This is a genomic window from Actinomadura sp. GC306 (assembly GCF_004348665.1).
Classification (GTDB): Bacteria; Actinomycetota; Actinomycetes; order Streptosporangiales; family Streptosporangiaceae; genus Spirillospora.
In genome coordinates, this window is the sequence record NZ_SMKM01000018.1 from 29,430 (window position 1) to 48,204 (window position 18,775).

The 18,775-nt window shown below is 65.3% G+C and carries 22 protein-coding genes; 8 read left to right on the forward strand and 14 right to left on the reverse strand.

What is annotated here, in order from left to right; all coding sequences use genetic code 11:
• Positions 1–36: 36 nt before the first annotated feature.
• The 4 genes from E1200_RS04875 to E1200_RS04890 all read right to left on the reverse strand — a co-directional run bounded on the left by E1200_RS04875 (position 37) and on the right by E1200_RS04890 (position 2,736).
• Positions 37–609, reverse strand: a complete 573-nt coding sequence (locus E1200_RS04875; RefSeq protein WP_131950568.1) for a hypothetical protein — start codon at positions 607–609, stop codon at positions 37–39.
• Positions 606–938: a plasmid mobilization relaxosome protein MobC gene (mobC, locus tag E1200_RS33520; protein WP_165950198.1), complete on the reverse strand. Its 333-nt coding sequence runs from the start codon at positions 936–938 to the stop codon at positions 606–608. The genes E1200_RS04875 and mobC overlap by 4 nt, the downstream gene beginning before the upstream one ends.
• A 682-nt stretch (positions 939–1,620) precedes the next feature.
• Positions 1,621–2,040 (reverse strand): hypothetical protein, encoded by a 420-nt coding sequence (locus E1200_RS04885; protein WP_131950570.1) that lies wholly within the window; start codon positions 2,038–2,040, stop codon positions 1,621–1,623.
• A gap of 234 nt (positions 2,041–2,274) precedes the next feature.
• On the reverse strand, positions 2,275–2,736 hold the full coding sequence (locus tag E1200_RS04890) for an ATP-binding protein (RefSeq protein WP_165950199.1): 462 nt from the start codon (positions 2,734–2,736) through the stop codon (positions 2,275–2,277).
• Positions 2,737–3,155: 419 nt separating this feature from the next.
• Between E1200_RS04890 and E1200_RS04895 the strand changes: the two genes are divergently transcribed.
• Together E1200_RS04895 and E1200_RS04900 are read left to right on the forward strand one after the other, a co-directional pair.
• Entirely contained in the window at positions 3,156–4,007 is an 852-nt protein-coding gene (locus tag E1200_RS04895; protein ID WP_131950572.1) for a helix-turn-helix transcriptional regulator, read from the forward strand.
• Complete coding sequence (locus tag E1200_RS04900) at positions 4,000–4,311, forward strand: DUF397 domain-containing protein (RefSeq protein WP_131950573.1); 312 nt, start codon at positions 4,000–4,002, stop codon at positions 4,309–4,311. Before E1200_RS04895 ends, E1200_RS04900 begins: the two co-directional genes overlap by 8 nt.
• Before the next feature lie 170 nt (positions 4,312–4,481).
• Here E1200_RS04900 and E1200_RS04905 read toward each other — a convergent pair whose 3' ends face one another.
• The 7 genes from E1200_RS04905 to E1200_RS04935 all read right to left on the reverse strand — a co-directional run bounded on the left by E1200_RS04905 (position 4,482) and on the right by E1200_RS04935 (position 9,697).
• Complete coding sequence (locus E1200_RS04905) at positions 4,482–5,003, reverse strand: DUF6082 family protein (protein WP_131950574.1); 522 nt, start codon at positions 5,001–5,003, stop codon at positions 4,482–4,484.
• Between the two features lie 117 nt (positions 5,004–5,120).
• Positions 5,121–5,717 carry a DUF6879 family protein gene (locus E1200_RS04910; RefSeq protein ID WP_131950575.1) on the reverse strand — a complete coding sequence of 199 codons (597 nt, stop codon included), beginning with the start codon at positions 5,715–5,717 and terminating at the stop codon, positions 5,121–5,123.
• Positions 5,714–5,953, reverse strand: coding sequence for a hypothetical protein (locus E1200_RS04915; RefSeq protein WP_131950576.1), 240 nt, complete (start codon positions 5,951–5,953; stop codon positions 5,714–5,716). Before E1200_RS04915 ends, E1200_RS04910 begins: the two co-directional genes overlap by 4 nt.
• A 265-nt stretch (positions 5,954–6,218) precedes the next feature.
• Entirely contained in the window at positions 6,219–7,541 is a 1,323-nt protein-coding gene (hisS, locus tag E1200_RS04920) for a histidine--tRNA ligase (RefSeq protein ID WP_131950577.1), read from the reverse strand.
• 134 nt (positions 7,542–7,675) lie between these two features.
• Positions 7,676–8,137 carry an NUDIX domain-containing protein gene (locus E1200_RS04925; RefSeq protein ID WP_131950578.1) on the reverse strand — a complete coding sequence of 154 codons (462 nt, stop codon included), beginning with the start codon at positions 8,135–8,137 and terminating at the stop codon, positions 7,676–7,678.
• A 60-nt stretch (positions 8,138–8,197) separates the two neighbouring features.
• A complete protein-coding gene (locus E1200_RS04930; RefSeq protein WP_131950579.1) occupies positions 8,198–9,373 on the reverse strand; it encodes a hypothetical protein in 1,176 nt (391 codons plus the stop codon).
• A 12-nt stretch (positions 9,374–9,385) separates the two neighbouring features.
• Positions 9,386–9,697, reverse strand: a complete 312-nt coding sequence (locus E1200_RS04935; RefSeq protein WP_131950580.1) for a calcium-binding protein — start codon at positions 9,695–9,697, stop codon at positions 9,386–9,388.
• Between the two features lie 146 nt (positions 9,698–9,843).
• On the opposite strand from E1200_RS04935, the gene E1200_RS04940 reads away from it, so the two are divergent.
• A complete protein-coding gene (locus tag E1200_RS04940; RefSeq protein WP_131950581.1) occupies positions 9,844–11,091 on the forward strand; it encodes a hypothetical protein in 1,248 nt (415 codons plus the stop codon).
• Between the two features lie 381 nt (positions 11,092–11,472).
• Here E1200_RS04940 and E1200_RS35145 read toward each other — a convergent pair whose 3' ends face one another.
• From E1200_RS35145 to E1200_RS04955, 3 genes are all read right to left on the reverse strand, one after another.
• Positions 11,473–12,816, reverse strand: a complete 1,344-nt coding sequence (locus E1200_RS35145) for a site-specific integrase (protein WP_131950582.1) — start codon at positions 12,814–12,816, stop codon at positions 11,473–11,475.
• A 517-nt stretch (positions 12,817–13,333) separates the two neighbouring features.
• Positions 13,334–13,810: a hypothetical protein gene (locus E1200_RS04950; RefSeq protein WP_131950583.1), complete on the reverse strand. Its 477-nt coding sequence runs from the start codon at positions 13,808–13,810 to the stop codon at positions 13,334–13,336.
• Positions 13,810–14,265 carry an ATP-binding protein gene (locus E1200_RS04955; protein WP_243708344.1) on the reverse strand — a complete coding sequence of 152 codons (456 nt, stop codon included), beginning with the start codon at positions 14,263–14,265 and terminating at the stop codon, positions 13,810–13,812. Before E1200_RS04955 ends, E1200_RS04950 begins: the two co-directional genes overlap by 1 nt.
• A 388-nt stretch (positions 14,266–14,653) precedes the next feature.
• On the opposite strand from E1200_RS04955, the gene E1200_RS35150 reads away from it, so the two are divergent.
• The 5 genes from E1200_RS35150 to E1200_RS04975 all read left to right on the forward strand — a co-directional run bounded on the left by E1200_RS35150 (position 14,654) and on the right by E1200_RS04975 (position 18,281).
• Positions 14,654–14,782 (forward strand): hypothetical protein, encoded by a 129-nt coding sequence (locus E1200_RS35150; protein WP_279483915.1) that lies wholly within the window; start codon positions 14,654–14,656, stop codon positions 14,780–14,782.
• Positions 14,779–15,609: a methyltransferase domain-containing protein gene (locus E1200_RS04960; protein WP_131950584.1), complete on the forward strand. Its 831-nt coding sequence runs from the start codon at positions 14,779–14,781 to the stop codon at positions 15,607–15,609. The genes E1200_RS35150 and E1200_RS04960 overlap by 4 nt, the downstream gene beginning before the upstream one ends.
• 344 nt (positions 15,610–15,953) lie before the next feature.
• Entirely contained in the window at positions 15,954–16,829 is an 876-nt protein-coding gene (locus E1200_RS04965; protein WP_165950200.1) for a helix-turn-helix transcriptional regulator, read from the forward strand.
• Between the two features lies 1 nt (position 16,830).
• Positions 16,831–17,025: a DUF397 domain-containing protein gene (locus tag E1200_RS04970; protein ID WP_131950586.1), complete on the forward strand. Its 195-nt coding sequence runs from the start codon at positions 16,831–16,833 to the stop codon at positions 17,023–17,025.
• Positions 17,026–17,435: 410 nt separating this feature from the next.
• Entirely contained in the window at positions 17,436–18,281 is an 846-nt protein-coding gene (locus tag E1200_RS04975; RefSeq protein WP_131950587.1) for a DUF1963 domain-containing protein, read from the forward strand.
• The last annotated feature ends 494 nt before the right edge of the window (positions 18,282–18,775 follow it).

The following is an 18,775-nucleotide window of genomic DNA, read 5'->3' on the forward strand; positions in this document are numbered from 1 at the left end:
CCGGCGGAGGGTGGAGCGGGGTGGCTCCGGCCAGTTCTAGCGGTCGGTGAGTTCCTTCTCGGCTCGGGTCGGTCGGGGTGCTGCTGTACGGTCGGCGGGGGCGGTCCGGGTGAGGCCGTAGCGTTCCTCAACCATGTGGCAGGCGTCGGCGACCTTGTAGTAGTCGCGGTGGACGTTGGGGTTGCGCCCGTCCTCGCGGGCCAGGACGACGGCCAAGTGGATGTGGTCGTCGGCGTGCCTCACGGCGATCCAGCGGCATGCCTGGTCGTCGCCTCGTGGGGCGAATCCGGTTTGGTGCATCACCTCCTCGGCGATGTCGGCCCATTCGTCGTCCGACAGGGTTCGGTCTGTGGGGGCCGCTCGGACCGAGCACTGCCAGACCGGCGAGGTCAGTGGCGTGTGCCGGAGGGTGTCGAGTGGGGAGGTCATGACACCGACCAGGTGGCGGAAGTCCCGATGGCCTCTGGCATCGAGACCGGGTTCCAGGGCCATGGGGAGCCGGAACCCGGCGACGATGTGGGGATCGACGTGCTCGTTGCGGGTGCCGGGGCCGTAGAGGTAGGACAGCAGCCTTGCGAGGTTCTCGCCTCGGGTTACTTTGCCGATCAACGCAGGAGCCGGCCGATCTCAACGGACCAGGTGTCCACTCTGCGGAGGACGTTTTCCAGATACGACAATGCGGCGGGCAGTTCGCAGGGCACCTGTCCCGTCGTGTTCGCTATGCGCGCCAGCTGATTGAGGTTCACGCCGATTCGGTTCAGCTGTCGCGCGATGCCGCGCAGTTCTTCGCAGAGTTCCGCGGTTGGTTGCTGTCCTAATTCGTGCTGGCGAATGGCTGCCTGTACGGTCTGGGTAATGAAGGTGCCGTAGGCGGCTCCTGCTCGCTGGGCTGCCGCGCAGATTTCCTCGTACTCCTGGTCGCTGACTCGGAACCTCATCTCCCGGTCCCGTCGGCGTCCTCCGCCGAGCTGCGAACGTCGCTGGAGCTTGCGTGGCTGGTTGAGCTGCGCCTCGCTCGTGACTGCACCTCCCATCAACTCGACCAGGACCGCGCCCGGTCCCGCACCACAGTGCGGTGGATTTCCATGAATCCACAACGTGTCGCGACACGGTCCTACCTTGCAGCCTCTAAACAGCGCGGCACCCAAACTGTGCCAGCGCATCCCACTCAAGCTCTTACGCTGCGGCGGCGGGCGGCGGCGGACCGCAGAGTTACGGATAGGCCATCTCAAAGAAGGGCCATCAGCAGGTTACTCCCTCGACCGAGTAGCTCAATTACAACTCGCCGCCACGTCTCACTGGAGCCTGCGTAATACCCGAAAGGAGGACGACTCTCGGTGTAGGGCCGGAAGGGGGAAGATCTGCCTGTGACTCCCATCCATACGACTGCTGGAGAGGTCAGGCGGGCCAGATCGTTGAGCAGGGCGGGCAGCCCTGAGCCGAACTTGGCTGCTCGCTCGAGCCTCCCAGCCGGATGGCGTCGAGTACCTCGTCGGCGACTGCGAAGGCACCGCCCCTCACAGCCGTGGCCCTCTTCCTCCGGCTCGAACCTCGCGGCGCCTCATGGCTGCAGACAATCACGAGCAAGAGGGCGCCGTTGACACTGCCATCGGTGTCGCTTCAGCGGACGGGAGGCGCCAGGTGCGGTGGGCCTCGCATGATCCGGCGGAAACCGACCAGGAGCCAGCCGAGGAGGCTGCGCCGGCGGCGTGGCTCCGGGTCGGCAGGCCAGAACTGATCCCTTGCGGGAGGCACCTTCCTTTTCGGCGTGTCCCAGGTGCCGTCGAGCGCCCGAGGTGGTGATACCTCGTGCTGGACGTGGAGGCTTCTAACGCTCCGGAGAGCCCGGCATTCGAAGATCGAGTCGATGCGTCGGGCGAGATCAGAGGCGTTCTTCGCCTCAACCAGGTGATCGGGCAGCAAGGCCCAAAGGGAGCCGGTGTACTCGCCCCAGTAGATGCACATGCCGGGGTAGCGTCGCCGCAGGGCTTCCACAGCCTGGTCGAGATCGGCTTCCTCTGCCAGGCCGTGGTTCCACACGACGGCAGCGTCGGGGAGGCCGCTGAGTCGGGCAGCGTACTCACAGTAAGTCACAACGTCACCTCCAGAGCGAACGCGGCAGGCGCGCTCGTCAGGTGATGGATGGCCAGGACGGCCGAATGGGGTGTCGTGCGGCCGGTGGATTCCGGGGGAACAGACCACCGACCGCACGACTGGCCGACCAGGACGGTCGGCGAAGGACGCGCACCAGGGGGTGCAGCGCGCGTCCTGGTCTCAGTGGTTGATCAGGGCCCAGGCGGCGTGGCCGTCGGCGCGGTCGTCCTGACCGGTCTCGTCGGCGTGCGCGTCGGCGAGAATCAATCCGCGTCCGTGCTCGGCGGGGTCGACTTCCTCATCAGTGCGGACGGGGACAGGGCCGTCGTCCAGCACCGTGAGGAGCGTCTGCCGGTTGCCGATGAGGAGTTCGACTCTGATGCGGCCACCAGGTGCGCCACTGGCCGAGTGCCAGACGGCATTGGTGCCGTATTCGCTGACGATCAGTTCGAACGCCTCGGCAAGCCGTGGCTCTGCTGACAGGAGCAGACGGACCCATCGGCGCAGAAGAGGTACCGCGTCGGCCACGCCCGGCGTGTCTATGCGCCACAGATGATCGTCTCTGCCTGCCTTGATCCTCGCTCCGAAATCGGAGACTTGGCGCACCGCCGGCCCTCTGGAGATGGCCAGGGAGCCGTCCACGTCCGTCCTAGCGGGCGGTTCGCTACGGCCCGGCGGCTCGGCTGCGCATGAGAGACCCTCAGCGCTCTGGAGGATAGGCGGTGTCACGGCCCTCAGAGCTATCCTCATCCATACCTCCCTTTTGTGGGTGAGGCCGTGTGGCCGGGCGAGGGGCTGCAATCCATAGCCCGGCCACACGGAGACTTCTTGGCACACAGAGCCACCGTGCGTCGGCTCCTCTGAAGCTCTGACGAACCTCTTGGCCACCGACGCGAACCAACTCGCCACCTTGTTCGACTGTGGTCACTTGGTCGCTCTCCGTGTTGCCATGACATAGTGACTCTGTACAGTTCATGATCACAATCACCTCGACCAGATTTGTTGACGAATTGCTGCGACCACTTCACCCAGGACGCAGAGGGGAAGGCAGACTGCCACTCATGGTCCAGCCGCATAGCCCGACGGTTCGTGGCCGTCGCCTCGCCAGAGAACTTCGCGAACTACGCGAACGGGCCCAATTGCGTCCGGACGATGTTGCTCAACGCCTTGGCTGGAGCCGCCAGAAGGTAATGCGGATCGAGCGGGCCCTCACCAAGGCCAGCGGCAATGACCTCAGCGCGATCATGGATCTCTACGGTGTCATCAGTCCCGAGCGTGATGCTCTGCTCCAGCTCGCCAAGGATGCTTGGAAGCGAGGCTGGTGGACTGCCTACCGCGACATCTTCACCGGCACGTACCTGTCCCTGGAGGACGAGGCTTCCCAGATTCGCGAATGGCAGCCCCAGGTGGTTCCGGGTCTGCTCCAGACGCCCGATTACGCACGCGAAGTCGTGATGGCCTTCACGTCGGACACCGCAGACATCGAGCGTCGCGTTGCCGCACGGATGACCAGGCGCTCAATCCTGAGTCGCCCGAGCGCTCCTGACCTCCACGTCATCCTCGACGAGGCCATCTTGCATCGCAGGATGGGTGGCGCCGAGACGATGCGGGGCCAGTTCGATTCGCTACTCGCCGATGCGCGGCGCCCGCATGTGAACCTCCAGGTGCTCCCGTTCGCCCGTGGCAGGCATCCGGGCCTCAACGGAGACTTCGTCGTCCTGACGTTCGAGGTAGGCGTAGACCCCGACATCGCCTACCTCGAGACCCCGGGCGGCGACATCTACCTGGAGTCCGAAGAGGACGTCAGTCGCCGTAGGGTGGTCTTCGACGAACTATCCGAAATGGCATTGTCTCCAGACGAATCACGGGCGCGCATCGAACGTGCCGCAAGGGAGATCACCGGAGATGGCTAGCGTCACCCCCCGCACATGGCGTCGCTCTTCCTACAGCACCAGCGGCGAGAACTGCGTGGAAGTCACTGCCTTGGCGCCTGGGCTCGAGGATCAAGACTCCAGCCAGGGCTCTTGGATGAAGAGCAGCCGCAGCCAGCAAACGACTGATCAGTGCGTCGAGCTTGCGAGCGTCAGTGGCTACGCAGCCGTGCGGGACTCCAAGGATCCGGAAGGCCCCAAACTCATCCTTGAAGATCGGGCATGGCAGGAACTCAGGCGTCAGATCAAGGCCGGCGCTTTCGATGAGGCGAGGTCTGCCACGTAGCGCGGTCATCTCGCAGGATGCGCGAACGCCGTCCTCGGCCAAGTGCGGGTCCAGGGCTCGTCACGCCCATCCAGCGTAGGCACTTGCATAGCGGAGAAACTCGGACGCAGGTCGTTCAGGAGGCCACCTCGGCATGTCGTAAGGGCGGACCGAGCATTCGCTGGACTGCTCTACGGGGCGATGGTGTCGGTGTACGCCGCGTCTACCTCGGCAGTGAAGGTGTCCTCAGCATCGTCGCCGTCGGTGATGGAGACGCGGGATTGGCGGCTTCGGGTCCAGAAGGCGCGCATGTCCGGGCTGGTCATGAGGAACCGCAGGGCGTTGCGGAGTTCTGGGAGCTCGATCGTGTGAGTCTCGTAGGCGACCTTCTGGAGGTTGAGGATCAGGTTGCAGTAGTGGTCCTTGCGGGTCGTTTGCTCACCGGGGGCGGGGGCTGGCCAGACCGAGAGAAGTTCGCTGTCCTCGATGGCCATCTTGATCAGGTCGGTGTGCAGCTCGCGCATCGCGAGTTCGCTGCTGCGCAGTTGCTCCTCCTGGGCGATCCTCAGCTCTTCACGCTGGTTTCGCAGCTCACGGCCCTGCATCAGGAGCGCGGCGGTGATGCCCAGGAATGCGGCACCGGAGAAGAAGACCGCGACCGGGCTGACCGCCTGGCCAATGTCCGACCAGCGCGCCAACTCGTCGTCCTCCAACCGAAGCAGGAGAAGAACCGGGACGAGGACGCAGAGGACCACGATGAGGAGCCCCGCGCTGATCGCGAGACCCGTGGGGAGGGCGCGCCTCATTCTGCCTGTCATGGCACCGCCATGTTAGGCGCGGGATGTGTCCGGAATGCCTTCCAGTGGCCGCATCTGCTCGCCGCGGGTGCGCAAGTCGTCGGCGATGTCCGCCAGGGCGTGCAGCGTCTCTCGGTGATGAGTGAGCCAGCCGCCGGTCTGGTGGCCGACCGGGCCAGGTCCGTAGTCGTGGATGAGGGCGGTGTGGGAGTCGAACAACAGGAAGTCGAAGTAGCTCTCCACGGGAGACGGCGGCACGAAGAACTCGATGTCTTCTCCCAGCCGGCTCCGCACCTCATAGTTGATCATTTCGTAGTGCAGGTAGTCGGTGAGCGGGTAGGCGAGCAGCCGCACCCGGGTGAACTGCAGGTTCCGGGACCTCACCTCATCGCGAAGAGGCTGGTCCCCCATCGCCTCTTCCTGTAGAAGGCGGCGGGCCAGCGCGGCGTCGCCCGCCTGGAATGCCTCCTGCGATTGGACACCGTCGGCCTCACGGTATGCCTGCCAGCACTCCAACTTGAGGAAACGCCGCTCGGTGCGTGCCCATGCCTCACCGAACGACTCCAGAAAGCCTTCCAGGGTGAGCCGTTCGCTGCCGTCCAGTGCCCACGGAGGCGGTTGATGCATCATTCGTCCGGGATGTCTTTCTTCGCGGCGATGAGAGTGGTGCGTGTGATTCGAACGATGCGTTCGTTCGGTGCACACCGGGCGTCTTTCAGCGGATTCGACCCAAGCTCTTCGGTAATGTCGACACCGATGACCGCGAATGCGCCATCACTGAGAGTGAGAATATCAGGGGAGCCGGTCGTCGAGGTCGTGTCACCGCGCTCAGCAGGCGTTTTGCCGAGCCGACCGGTCACCTTCATGCGAACCTCCTGGATAGAAGCCACCGACGCCCCTACCCGAGCCACATCCCGAAGAAACGCTTGTCGCAAGTTCATGGCCTGATGGGGCCAACTGGAGTATGCAATACGAAGAAGCGATCAGCAGGTATCGGGCGATACAATAGCCATAAAGTCGATTGACCCGAATTCCTGATCAGGCACAAGGCGTTCTGGTGTGCGGGTCGAAGGCGTCCGTTCCCAAGACCTTGGCCTGGGTACGGCCCTCGAACGGGTAGGCGCCGTACGGTTATCCCAACGGGCCGCATCTCTGGGCAAGGTGCGCGACAAGCTCGCCGACCGGGACCAGGGTCTGCTCCCCTGAATCCATGTCGCGCACTGTGATCACCTCCGCCTCCTTGTCGGACGCTCCATAGATCAGCGCGAAGCGCGCCTTTCGGTCGGCGGCCCACTTGAGTTGCTTGGCCAGTTTGCGGCTGGCGGCCAGGTAGATCTCGGTGCGCAGGCCAGCGTCCCGTAGTTGTGCGGCGAAGCCCATGACTTCGGACGCGGTGTCTTCGGCGATCATCGTGACCGCGACGTCGATTCTGTGTGCGTCGCCCTCGCCGTCGCCGAGGAGGCCGATGATCCGTTCGACGCCGAGGGAGCCGCCGCAGGCAGGGACGTCTGGTCCTCCAAGGGAGGAGATCAGGCCGTCGTAGCGGCCACCGCTGGCGATCGATCCCGGCATTCCCTCGGCGACCACTTCGAAGATCACGCCGGTGTAGTAGTCAAGGCCACGGACCAGGCCGGGGGTGAAAACGAGTCGGTCTTCGCCGATTCTCGGGGATGCCAGTTCGAGTAGCCGGTTGATCTCGTCCAGGCCTGCGCTCCCGGCCTCGCTGTCCTTCAGCGCGGTCTGCATTCGCTCAACAGCGTCAGCGGCCGTCAGGTCGCCGACCAGGGCTTCGGCGAGGTCGGGCGCCAACGATCGGGCGTCCACCATCTCGGCCGCGACCTTGTCTGGGGAGAGTTTGTCGAGCTTGTCCAGGGTGATGAGTACACCGCCGCCGAGTTCGACCGGAACGCCATAGACCTCCAGCAGCCCCGACAACGCCCGCCGTGAGTTCACCAGTACCCGGTAGTCACGCACGCCGACAGCGTCCAGCGCATCAGTCAGCGCGCAGACCACCTCAGCATCAGCGAGTGGCGACGCCGAGCCGACCACGTCCACATCGCATTGCGCGAACTCGCGGAACCGGCCCCTACCTGGCCGGTCAGCCCTCCACACTGGACCCATGGCGTACCGCTTGAACGGCATAGGGAGTTGTGAGCCGTAGGCGGCGACGACTCGGGCAAGCGGGACGGTCATGTCGTAGCGGAGAGCGAGGTCGGCTTCGCCGGTCGCTTCGTGCTCGCCGCGCCGCAGGATCTTGAAGATCAGCTTGTCGCCCTCGTCGCCGTACTTGCCGGTCAGGGTCTCCAGCCGCTCGAAGGCCGGCGTCTGCAACGGTTCGAATCCGTACCGCTCGAACACCCCACGGACCTGCGCGAAGACATGCTCGCGGGTACGCAGGGCGCTGGCGAGAAAGTCCCTGGTGCCCGAGGGCGGCTCGAACTGTTGTGACGCCAAGGGAGCTCCTGATCAATGCGACGGCTCATCGCGATAGGTGTGTCAGAGACCCGGCCCGGCATCCGGACGCGGAGCGAACCATGGGACCGAACCTTTTCGAGATTATCGACGGCTTCCTCACCGCGCTGCCAACGTTATGAGGCGGCCCAGTCCCGGATTGCCTGAGCGGTCTCGTCAGTAACGTCGGAATCGGTTAGGTCGGTGGGGTGAAGCCATCGGTGGGCGGTGTGTTCGGTGCTCAGGACGATGGGCCGACCGTTGTGGGTGAGACCAAAGGTGTATTGGCGCGCTTTGCGGCCAGATCCGGAGATGTAGTCGAAATGGGCGACAAAGCCAGGATCGAGGGTGAGTGGTCCGGTCCAGCCGATTTCTTCGGCCAGCTCGCGTTCCAGTGCGGTGAGCAGGTTCTCGCCTGGCTCGACGCCGCCTGAGGGCAACTCTTCGATACCGGCCATGAACGCGTCCTCGTTGGAGCGGCGCAGGATGAGCACTTGGCCATCGGTGTGGACGATGGCACCGACCACGAGCTTGGTGATGCCGTCGCGGTCGGCGTCGGCGTGCAACTGTTGGAAGTCGAGCCCCGATGCGGTGGTCACGCTGGCAGGGTAGCCAGACCGGGGAGCGCGGCGAGGATGTTTCCGATGGCGGCGTGGTGGTCATGACCGTGCCGCGGGTAGGGCGGCGCGGTCGAAGCGGGCGATGAGGCCGGGTTTGCGGTGGTGCTTTCGGCGTAGGAGCGTGAGCCGTTCGGTGAACTCCTGAGGGAGGCCGGCGCGGTCGGCGAGGGCTTGGAGGTCTTTGAGGAGTTCGACGGCCACGTCGTAGTCGGACGGTTTGCGGGTGTCGATGAGTGCGTCGACGCGTACCCAGGTCAGTTCGGGGTCGCGGGCCAGGGCGTCCAGTCTCTTCTCGCGGGCCGCCGCGCGCTGCTGCTCGCGGCGGGCCTCCTGCGCCGCGCGTGCCGCCTCGGCTTCGCGTTCACGTTCGTGGCGGACTTGGGCGGCGGTGTCCAGCAGCTCGGCCACCGTGCGCCGGGGACGGTCGTCTTTTTCGGCGTCGGGTTTGCCACGGAAACGGCGGAGCAGCTCCATCTGGACCCGGTGCCCTTGGCCTTGCGCGACTCGAAGGAGGAGTGCCTTCACGTCCCTGACCGGCAGTGCCTCGATCCATTCGGCGAGCTGGCCGCCATCGTCCTTGGTGTCAGCCAGGGGCGGGCTCGTCCGGGCGGCGACTTGGAGCAGGTCGGGGTCGAGGCGGAGGAAGTCGGCGAGAGCGCGCTGAGAAGCGGTGAGGGCACGCAGCCCTGCGGGTACCGGCGGTTCGAGTTCGTCTTCTTCGTCCTGGTCGAAGGCGTCCTCATCGCGTTCCCAGCTTCCGTAAGCCGCGAGCCAGGCGAGGTAGAGGGCACGCAAGTCTCCGGCCGCGAGTTCCGTGCGCACTCCGATGATCGCCGAGAGCGATTCGTCCGCGCCTTCGATCCAGTCGCCGCCCTCGTCCTCGCTGGTCAGGTCGAGGATGATGTGCTTGCCGGAAACCTCGGCGGTGACGTGGGGGTCGATGCAGTACTGCTCGGCGACCTTGAGCGGGAGCAGTGTGCGGGGAAGGCGGAGCATCACCTGATGGGTGCCCCAGCTGGTGACGTACAGGTGGGCGTCGTAGTAGCGCCGCATCATCCTGCGGGGGTCGCCCCGGAAATCGCCCCAGTGGTATTCGTTGGTGAAACTGGTGGCGGTGATCCGTGCCCGCGTAGATAGCGCGCGGACTTCAGCCTGCTGTCGTTCGTCCAGAGGCTGGTCGACGGCCAGGAACTCGTAGTACTGGTAAGTGCTCATCTTCGCTCGTCTTCAGCGGGCCCAGTGCTGGTAGGCGTCGATCCATTCGGCGCCTGCCGGGCGAGGTGTGGGAAGCGGCAGATTCAGGAGCCCGATGGCCTGCCGGTGCTTACCGCGGGTGCAGATTGCAACGATCTCACCACCAGGCGAAAGATCGATCTTCGTGACGTTCACCTCGACACCCAGGACGGTGGTCTGGAAGGGAACGCGTAGATGCTCTTCCAGCAGGCAGTGGAAGCCGGTGCGCTGCTCGTCCTCGTCGTAGGCGTCGACGGTGGCCTGCTCCACCAGTGCGTCCAGTTCGGCATCGCTCAGCCTTGTCACTCGGGTCAGAGTAGTGACGCCACGCGGACGATGTGAGATTTCGTCCGAGCCGGGCGATCAACGGGTAGCGCCGATCGTCGGCTCGGATGGCTGACTGCACGGGATGTCGGTCCTGGGTGGTTCCGCCGTTCGGCTTGAATGGCTCGGTGGCGGATTCACAGGTCATCGAGGTGCGGCGGTTGATCGACGGACTGCGGTGGGATCGCCGCCGGGATCCGTACCGGGGACGCCGGGAGTATGGGGCGCGGGCCGACGAGGTGGCGGCGGAGATCGACCGGCTGATCAAGCGGGAAGCGGCAGCGCAGGCCGTCCCCCTGGCACGCCGAGCGGTGGAGCGCGTCACCTCGGCGTTGCTGCACATGGACGACTCGTCAGGGATCGTGGGCGATCGATTGGGTGAGCTGATGCTCCTGTACGCCAAGGCGTGCACAGCGGCGCCCCCGGACGCCAAGCGGCTCGCTGCGTGGCTGGTGAAGATGCGGCTGGACGGGCCGGGTTGGCCGGAGACCCGGCTGGCTGTATTCAAAGACGCGCTGGGAGAGCGGGGCTTGGCCGAACTCGCCCGGCTCGTGGAGGACCGCCGCGCCGCCGATGATCCGGACTCGTGGGCGGTCCTCGTGGGCGTGCGGGACCTGCGGGAGCAGCTGGCGGCAGTATCGGGCGACGTTGACGCACATGTCACGGTGCTGGCCGAGGATCTGCGCGGCACCTACCGCTACACCAAAATCGTGAAGGCGTTGCGGGCGGCCGGACGGGACGGCGACGCGGAATGGTGGGCCCGCGAGGGACTGGCGCGTGACAGGGCGGGCCACCAGGCCGACCAGCTACGGGACCGGCTGGTGGATCTACTGCTGGACCACGGCCGCGGGGACGAGGCCATCGCGTTGCGCCGGGCGGCGCTGGAGCACCGGACGATGCACATCGATTACATAGCCCTGCGCAAGACCGCCGAACGGGTCGGCCAGTGGCCCGACCTGCGCGACTCGGCGTTGAGCGTGATCCGTGGCCGGGCCCAGGTCGACCGCCGCTACGTCACCGACCTGCTCAACGTCCTGATCGCCGAGAAGCTCCTGAACGAGGCGTGGGGCCTGGCGGTCGCCCACCCGAACGAGCTGCACGAATCGGAGTGGTTCCGGCTGATCGAACTCCGGGAGATCGATCAACCGGCCGACGTGATCGCGCCCTACCAGGACTTGATCGAGCTACAACTGGCCGCGACCGGTGACAAATACCGCTACAACAAGGCGGTCAAGACGATCATCCGGCTCGGTGAGGCGTACCGGCGATCCGGTGACGAAAGCGGCTTCGCCGGCTACCTGGCCGACCTGCGGGAGCGCCACAAGCGCAAGACGTCGTTCATTGCCAAGCTGGATAGGGCAAGGCTGGATCCTTGACAACCTTTTGAGCAGAGACGGTTGGCGTTCCGCCCGGCGTAATCATGCAGGGCCGTGGGCTTGTCTGCGCCGATGATGCGAAGGTTGCCGACGATCTCGGCGAGCTCCCCGCCGAGCATTTCATCTCAGACCATAACCATGCTAACTAGCATGATAGTTAGCATGAAGTCTCGGTTGACCAGGTCGGAGACCGCACCTGGTCTACCGGCCGGGGTCGTGATTGGCCATCACGGCCGCAGCTACAGCGGCACGAGCCCCACCTCGCATCAACTGCCGCAACAGCTCGGGTGAGGCTCGATAATCGCGTAATTGCTTTTCCGCATCGATGGCGCCTGCGGCGAGAAGGGCCGGAGTGTCCAGCCCTTCTCGCCTACCTTTCTGCTACCGAGCGGTTGAGCGGTTGCGGGTTTTGGCTAGGGCTTCGAGGGCTGTCTCGTCGGCGTCGGGGAGGGTGTGTAGGTAGCGCTCGGTTGTGGCTATGGAGGCGTGGCCTAGGCGTTCCTTGACTACCTGGAGGTCGGCGCCGCCGTTGAGGAGCCAGGAGGCGTGGGCGTGGCGTAGGTCGCGCATGGTGGGTTTGAAGTTGAGGCCGGCGGCGGCCAGGGCGGGGTACCAGATCTTGCGGCGGAACCAGTCGTTGGGGATGTGGCCGTCGGTCTCGCGGACGCGGCGGGGGCGGGGGTTGTCCTTGCCGTTCGCGCGGCGGGCGGCGCGGTAGAGGGTGAAGGCGCCTCGGCAGTAGTCGCAGCGGCAGCGGCCGGCGGTGTACCCACTGAGGGTGCCGTGGTTGTAGGTGCGGCCCTTCTCGTTGGGTTCCGTGCGGCCGAGTGTCTCGGGGTCTGGGATCTCGGTGATGCGGGCTCGGGGCTTGTCCTGGGGCGGCATCTGAAAGAGGAGGTCGTCCTGGGTCAGGTTGGCGGCCCGGATGTGGTCCTCGAGCTTCTCGATGATCTGGGTGCTGAGCTTGAAGCGGCGGAACTCCTTGTCCTTCGGGTAGTCCTTGACGAGGAAGTGGCGGCCTTCCGGGTGGAACTTCGGGTTCAGCTCGACGACCGTGCGGCTGACCGTGAGGATGCGGGTCCGGAGGTTGACGTCCTTCACGCGCAACTCGCTGAGTTCGCCCCAGCGGAGGCCGCTCTCGATCTCGGTTTCGGCCAGGAGGCGGAAGGTTCCTTCGGGGAGGGCGTTGTAGACGTCGTCGAACTGCTCCGGCGTGATGATCTCTAGGGGCTTGCGGACGACCGGGGGCGTGCGGACTCCGCGGCAGGGGTGGATGAAGGTGACCTGGTCGTCCATCGCCGTCGTGAAGATGGCGCTGAGGACGATCTTGTTGTAGCGGATGTTCACGGGCTTCATGCCCTGGTTCTTGAGGGCCGTGATCCACGCGCGGACGTGCTCGGGGAGGATGTCGATCATCCGCATCGAGCCGAACGTCGGCATGATGTTCCTGTAGATCGCGTACGTGTAGCTCTCACGGGTGGTGGCCTCGACCTGGTGGTTCGGGAGCCAGACCTGCTCGACGTAGTCCTTGAACCGCTGCTTTCCGCGGCCCGGGTCGCCGGTTCGGCCTCTTGAGACCTCCACCTCGGCTCGCTGCCATGCCTTGTCGGCTTCCCTTTTGTTGGAGTATGTCCCGGCTGACCGAAGGCGGCCCTTGATGTCGACGTAGCAGGCCGTGTAGCGGTACTTTCCGTTGTTGCCTTTGCGCTTCTTCGCGTATCCCACGAGGCGATCTCCCCATGATCATCCGTCCGTGATTTGTCCGTGGACGGTGGCGAACCGGCCATCCTTGTCCGTGAGCGATTGACACCGGAACCCGCCGCCCACCTGGGATTTTAACGCGAATCAGCTTTACCTGCATGACCCCCAAATGGCCATGTTTTGGCGTTCGGGACGAAGAGGTCGTGGGTTCAAATCCCGCCACCCCGACAGAACCGCAGAGGGTTCCCGTGCAGGTCAGGGGCTCGATTCTCACTCAGAGGGTCGGGCCCTTCTCCATGCAACCGACGCTCGTGCGTCATTCATGCGTCGTGCCGTGCACGTTCGCGTGAGCGCCGTGTGCGGACGCGTCGTTTTCGGCTACCTACGCAGCCAGCGCGCGAAAGAATTGCGGCTTTTCTTATGCGCGCTCGGCCGCAGACGCGCGTACCGCTGCGGCGCGCCCGCACAGTGCTTCCGGCTTCGGTAGGACCGTTCACGGGCGGGGACGCGAGGGCCCGGCTATGTCGGTGATCGACGGCTTTCATGACGTTTGAGGTGCCCCTGCTTCACCGAACAGGATGCGCCAGCCGCCGGCGAACAGGCGCCGGAGAAGGCCGCCACGCCATTCGTGTTTTGCTGCGGCGGTGGGCCGATACCGACGGGCCGCGGGTGGAGTCAGCGTGCTTCGGTCGGTCCAGGCGCCGTGGGGTGTCCGAGGGAGTGAATTCGCGCGCTGGACGGGTTCGGCCGCGGCGCGCCGAAGGACGGAGCGCTCGCGGATGGTGTCGATATGGCGGGCAAGGGCAAGGGCGTTCTTCGCCTCGACCAGTTGGTCGGGGAGCAGGGCCCAGATAGAGCCGGTGTACTCGCCCCACCAGATGCAAAGGTCCGGGTACCGCCGCTGCAGCCATGCCACGGCCAGATCGAGATCGGTCTCCGCCGATATGGCTCGCCGGCTCTCGGCGGTCAGCCCGCAGGGGACTCCGCCGGTTCGGGCGAAGGGCATTTCGAGAGTCATCACGTCACCTCCAAACAAGCGGGGCGCACGCACTCGTCAGGTGATGTGCGTTCGCGGGGGAAGGTGGCGCGGATGGTGCGGCCTTGGGTGTCACCGGTCCATGACCAGGTCGCGGTCAGGGCCTCGACGGCGAGCAGGCCCCGTCCGCCCTCGGCCAGATCGGTGATGTCCCGGAGGTGCGGCTCGTCCGGGCCGCCCTGGTCGGTGACGTAGACGATGACGCCCGCCACGTCCATGCTGATCTCGACGATCAGCCGTCCGCCGTCGTGGCCTGAGCGGGTGTGCCGGACGGCGTTCACGGCGAGTTCGTCCAGGACGAGGAGTATGTCGTCCAGGCTCGAAAAGTTGGCCAGTAGATGCGCGGCGAATGCCCGGACAAGCCGGATTTGATCCGCCTTGCCGTGGAATTCCCGCCGCCAGTACATGGACGTCTCGGGCTTCGCCGGAATGGGCACCGCGAGCAACGTTGATCACCTCACATGGACGTTCCGGAATGACGTCCTCATGCTCAGGAACGGCAAGCGATGTCCGCCTGCGCCTTTTCGGTATTCGGCCCCCTCCGCAGAGGTGGTGCGTTGACGGCAGGGACGTTCGCGCGGCGGACGTGCATGATCATGAACGTTCACGGATGCGCACGCTCGTCTCCGGGACGCACATGCTCGCGGAAGGCCATTCGGAGCAGCTCGATCTGCGGCACGCTTGGCGATCGACTGATAACACAGAGTCAGAACGACAGAACGTTTCCGGTCAGCGGTCGCCCCCGGCCCTCACCGGACACGTCCAGCCGGCCGCGCCCACTACGCGGGTCGGCCTCAACGGTGAATCACCGAAGGAGTCGTCGGCATGGGGAAACACGGCAAGCAGGTGCCCTGCGGCATGTGCCAGGGGACGGGGAAGATCGCCACCAACGCTGACGGGAAGTCCCGGGACATTCCCTGCACCGGCTGCGGCGGCACCGGGCGGCAGGGGTGAACATCGACGAGTTGCTGCGCAGGGTGCCGCGTGAGGCGTTCGTCCCGGACACGATCTGGGTGCGCCGGGACGACGGCTTCGCCGTCCCCCTGCGGCGTGCGGACGCCCCGGACCGGTGGCTGGAACTCGTCCGATCCGATGACTCGATCATCACGCAGGTCGATGACGGGGCCACCGAGCGAGGGACGTGGCCGACCAGCTCGGCGAGCGCGCCGAGCATCGTGGCCACGATGCTCGAAGCGCTTGATGTCGAACCGGGCATGAAGGTGCTGGAGATCGGCACGGGCACCGGTTACAACGCGGCGCTGCTGGCGGAGCTGGCCGGGCCGCAGAATGTCACGTCGGTTGAGATAGATCCCGGTCTGGCCGAGCAGGCGCGCACCGCACTCGCGCGGGCCGACTGCCGCGTCGAGGTGGTGACCGGGGACGGCGCGCACGGGCACGGCGCGAGCGCTCCCTACGATCGCGTCATCGCCACGGCCGCGGTGTGCCGACTGCCTTACGCGTGGGTGCGGCAGACGCGGCCGGGCGGTCTCATCCTCGTCCCTTGGGGCCCGACGTTCCACCCCGACGATCCGCTGGCGGTCCTCACCGTGGGGGAGGACGGGACGGCCGAAGGGCGCTTCAGGTGCCCCGCCTGGTTCATGCCGTTGCGGGATCAGCGGATGCCGCAGGACGTCAGGCACCGAACCCGCGAACGCTGGGAGGAGATGGGCGAGCCGGCCGTGTCCCGGTTCGGCCTCACCGTCACCGCCACGACGCAGCACATCTGGCTCGACCGATCGGAAAACCCCGTTCCGCCCACCCTGCCACGCACAGCCGGCTAGCGCGGTAACCGCAAACGTCAGCCAGGGCCTCCCCGCGTTGACTTGCGGCGTATTGCCCATTCGACGCCTTCATATGGGCAACACGCCGCAGGTCAACGCACCCGGCGAACCAGAGTCGCGTGTCGAGGTGGAGGTGGCCTGTTCGGACGACGACGTGCGCTTTCGTGAACGTGCATGGATGCGCACGTTCGTCCTCGGTGCGTAGCCATTCGTCGAGTGCTGTTCGAGACAACCACAATCGATGACACGCTTGGCGTTTGCATGATAACCCTTAGTCACTAGCTCGGCTGTCCTCGGTCAGCAGTTCACCCCAGCCCTCACCGGCCCGATCACGGAGGTCACCGGTGACCAGTCCCTTCGTCCGCCGGCAACGACTCGCCACCGAACTACGGACCTTGCGCGAGCAGCGCGGCATCACCGCTGACGAGCTGGCCAAAGCGATCTTCCGCTCCCGCACGACGATCTCCAAGCTCGAGAACGCCCGCTGCCGCCCCGACGTCGGCGACGTCTCGAACATCCTCAATGCACTCAACACCCCCCGCGAGCACACCCAGAAGATCATCGAGATCGCACTCGAAGCCAATGCACGCGGCTGGTGGGACTCTTACGGCGATGCCATGGGCGCACGACAACGCATGTACGCCAACATTGAATCCGGCGCCGCGACGATCCGCGAATACCACCAGACAGCTCTACCTGGACTTCTCCAGTGCCTGGAATACCACTGGGCGCTCATCGACCTGGACAAGGTCGAGGGCTCCAGGATCAACTATGTGCCCGAAAAAAGTGTCGAAGCACGTCAGCGGAGACAGGAGAACGTCTTCCGGCCAGGTGGTCCTTCGGTCGAGGTCATCATTGACGAGTTCGTCTTGAAGAGGCTGGCGGTTCCGAAACATGTCATGGTGACGCAGCTCCGCCACATGGTGCAACTCGTCACCCGCGAACCACGCTTCACCATCCTCGTCCTACCGCTGGAGGCGCGGGTCCCGCCCGGCCGTCTTCCAGCATCCTCATACACTATCTACACGTTCCCCGATACGAACGATCCGTGCCTGGTCGTCACCGAGACCAGTAATTGCCTGGTTCACACGACTCCGGACGAAGTGGCAGGGTATGAACGTCTACATGACCGTCTCCGGCAGGCCACACTGCCCGCCCTGGAGAGCCTTGCTCTTCTGACAGACACGGCCGACCGGCTGAACGAACAGGCAGGCCCGTAACGTGAAGCAGCAGTACAGCGGCTGGCGTAAGTCGAGCTACAGTGTCCCGGACTCGAACTGCGTGGAGGTGGGCCGCTCCCCCAACGGCACCATCGGCCTACGCGACGCCAAGCAGTCCGGTAACGGTCCCATTCTCGTCCTCACCCGCCAAGAGTGGACCCACTTCATCCTGACCGTTCGCTCCACCAGGGCATAGGCAGCCGCCAACCAGGCCCTCGAGGCGGGCTCGGCCTCTCTTCGGCCTGGTCATGGCGGCCTAGGGGGATGCCTCTCCTCGGGTGTGGCGGCAGTGATCAGTAGAGGTGACCGTCGCCGGGGTTCTCGGACGGCCCAGTCGTCACCCAGGTCGTATGCGGCTGAGATTCAGCCGGTTGCCGCATCTGGGCATTAGCTACCTTGACTTCAGAAGTTAAGCGATTCGCCGTGGAGTCGCTACTGCTTGCCACAGCACCGCGCACGGTGTTCGCAGGGGCGAGAGCGCCGTGGATGTCCCAGTGTCGTCAGCCGGTTGGCCGCTGACACGGGCACCAGCCGGGGTGGTCGGTCGGGTTTGTCGTCGGGGCGCGAGAGGGTGTGTTCATGGCGTATACGACTCGTCCTCCGGTCTTGGACATCACCGAAGTGTTCCCGGATCTCGCCGGGCACGCTCGCACGGCAGTGAGGTTGCATCCGCGTCGCGGAAATCCTGGGGTCGGTGACAGTCACATCGGCGGACCGCTTTTGTGGCCGGTGGACGAGCCCTGGCCGTCCTGTCACAACAAGCCCAATGACTGGGGACGGCTAGAGCATCCGGAGCCGGTTGCCATGGTCCCGATCGCGCAGCTCTATGCCTCCGATATCCCTGACTTTCACTTTCCGGCGGACTTCGATCTTATGCAGATCCTCTGGTGCCCCGCACATGATGCGCTGGTGCCGAGGGAAGGGGCCTGCCTGCGGTGGCGTCGGGCGGCGGACGTCACCGAGGTACTTGCGGTCCCGCCCGCTCCACGTCAAGTCGAGGAATGGGCGATGCCGATCCCTTGCCTACTCGACCCGGAGCCGATCGTCGAGTACCCCTACATCGAGGAACTGCCTCGGAAGCTCCAGGATGAAATCGAAGAGTGGGAGGGCGAATACCCTGCCTACCTGTACGGCCTGTCGATCGCCTCGGGCTGCAAAGTGGGCGGTGGCATGTCGTGGAATGTTACGGACATGGGACAGCATCCCACCTGTGACGTGTGCGGCTCCCAGGCACGCCTCATCCTGCAACTGGACAGTTCCGAATGGGGCGGCGAGTCCGATCAGGAGGATGGGCCACCCCGCTGGCAGCCTGTGGAGGACACCGGCCTTGAGCTTGACGCCTACTGGGCCGCCAATAAACCGACCGGTCTGGTGATCAGCCGCTTCAGTCACGGCGGGTTCTACGGCTGCTCGACCGACCACGAACATCCGGTGATCTTCTACAGTCAGTGACCGCGCGCCCTAGATCGTCCCTCGTGACGGTCACCTCGACACCCAGGACGGTGGTCCGGAAGGCACACGCAGATGCTGTTTCAAACAGGCAATGGAACCCGGCGCGTTGCTCGTACTCGTCGTAGGCGTCCACGGTGGCCGCTCCACCAACGCGTCCAGTTCCGCATCGCCCAGCCTGTTCACTCGGGTCAGAGTAGTGACGCCACACGGACTATGTGAGATTTCGTCCGAGCCGGGCGATCAACGGGTGGCGCCGATCGGTTCGGATGGCTGACCGCACGGGATGTCGGTCCTGAATGGTTCCGCCGTTCGGCTTGACCCCTCTCTGCCAGATTCGTGTGACACAAGGGACGACGTGCAGGCGACGACGGAGTGATGACCCTGCTGCGAGCCAGCGGCAGCCGACTGCCCTGTGACTCGGTCGGCTAACGGCGGGCGTGGCGGATCTTCAACCGGCCGAAGCCCATGGTGCCGGAGATCCGGATCTTCGGGCC

Coding starts and splice junctions, on each gene's coding strand:
- E1200_RS04900 (WP_131950573.1), top strand. CDS start 4,000: ATGGCTAGCGTCACCCCCCGCACATGGCGTCGCTCTTCCTACAGCACC.
- E1200_RS04895 (WP_131950572.1), top strand. CDS start 3,156: ATGGTCCAGCCGCATAGCCCGACGGTTCGTGGCCGTCGCCTCGCCAGA.
- E1200_RS35150 (WP_279483915.1), top strand. CDS start 14,654: ATGGGGAAACACGGCAAGCAGGTGCCCTGCGGCATGTGCCAGGGGACG.
- mobC (WP_165950198.1), bottom strand. CDS start 938: ATGAGGTTCCGAGTCAGCGACCAGGAGTACGAGGAAATCTGCGCGGCA.
- E1200_RS04930 (WP_131950579.1), bottom strand. CDS start 9,373: ATGAGCACTTACCAGTACTACGAGTTCCTGGCCGTCGACCAGCCTCTG.
- E1200_RS04950 (WP_131950583.1), bottom strand. CDS start 13,810: ATGACTCTCGAAATGCCCTTCGCCCGAACCGGCGGAGTCCCCTGCGGG.
- E1200_RS04915 (WP_131950576.1), bottom strand. CDS start 5,953: ATGAAGGTGACCGGTCGGCTCGGCAAAACGCCTGCTGAGCGCGGTGAC.
- E1200_RS04910 (WP_131950575.1), bottom strand. CDS start 5,717: ATGATGCATCAACCGCCTCCGTGGGCACTGGACGGCAGCGAACGGCTC.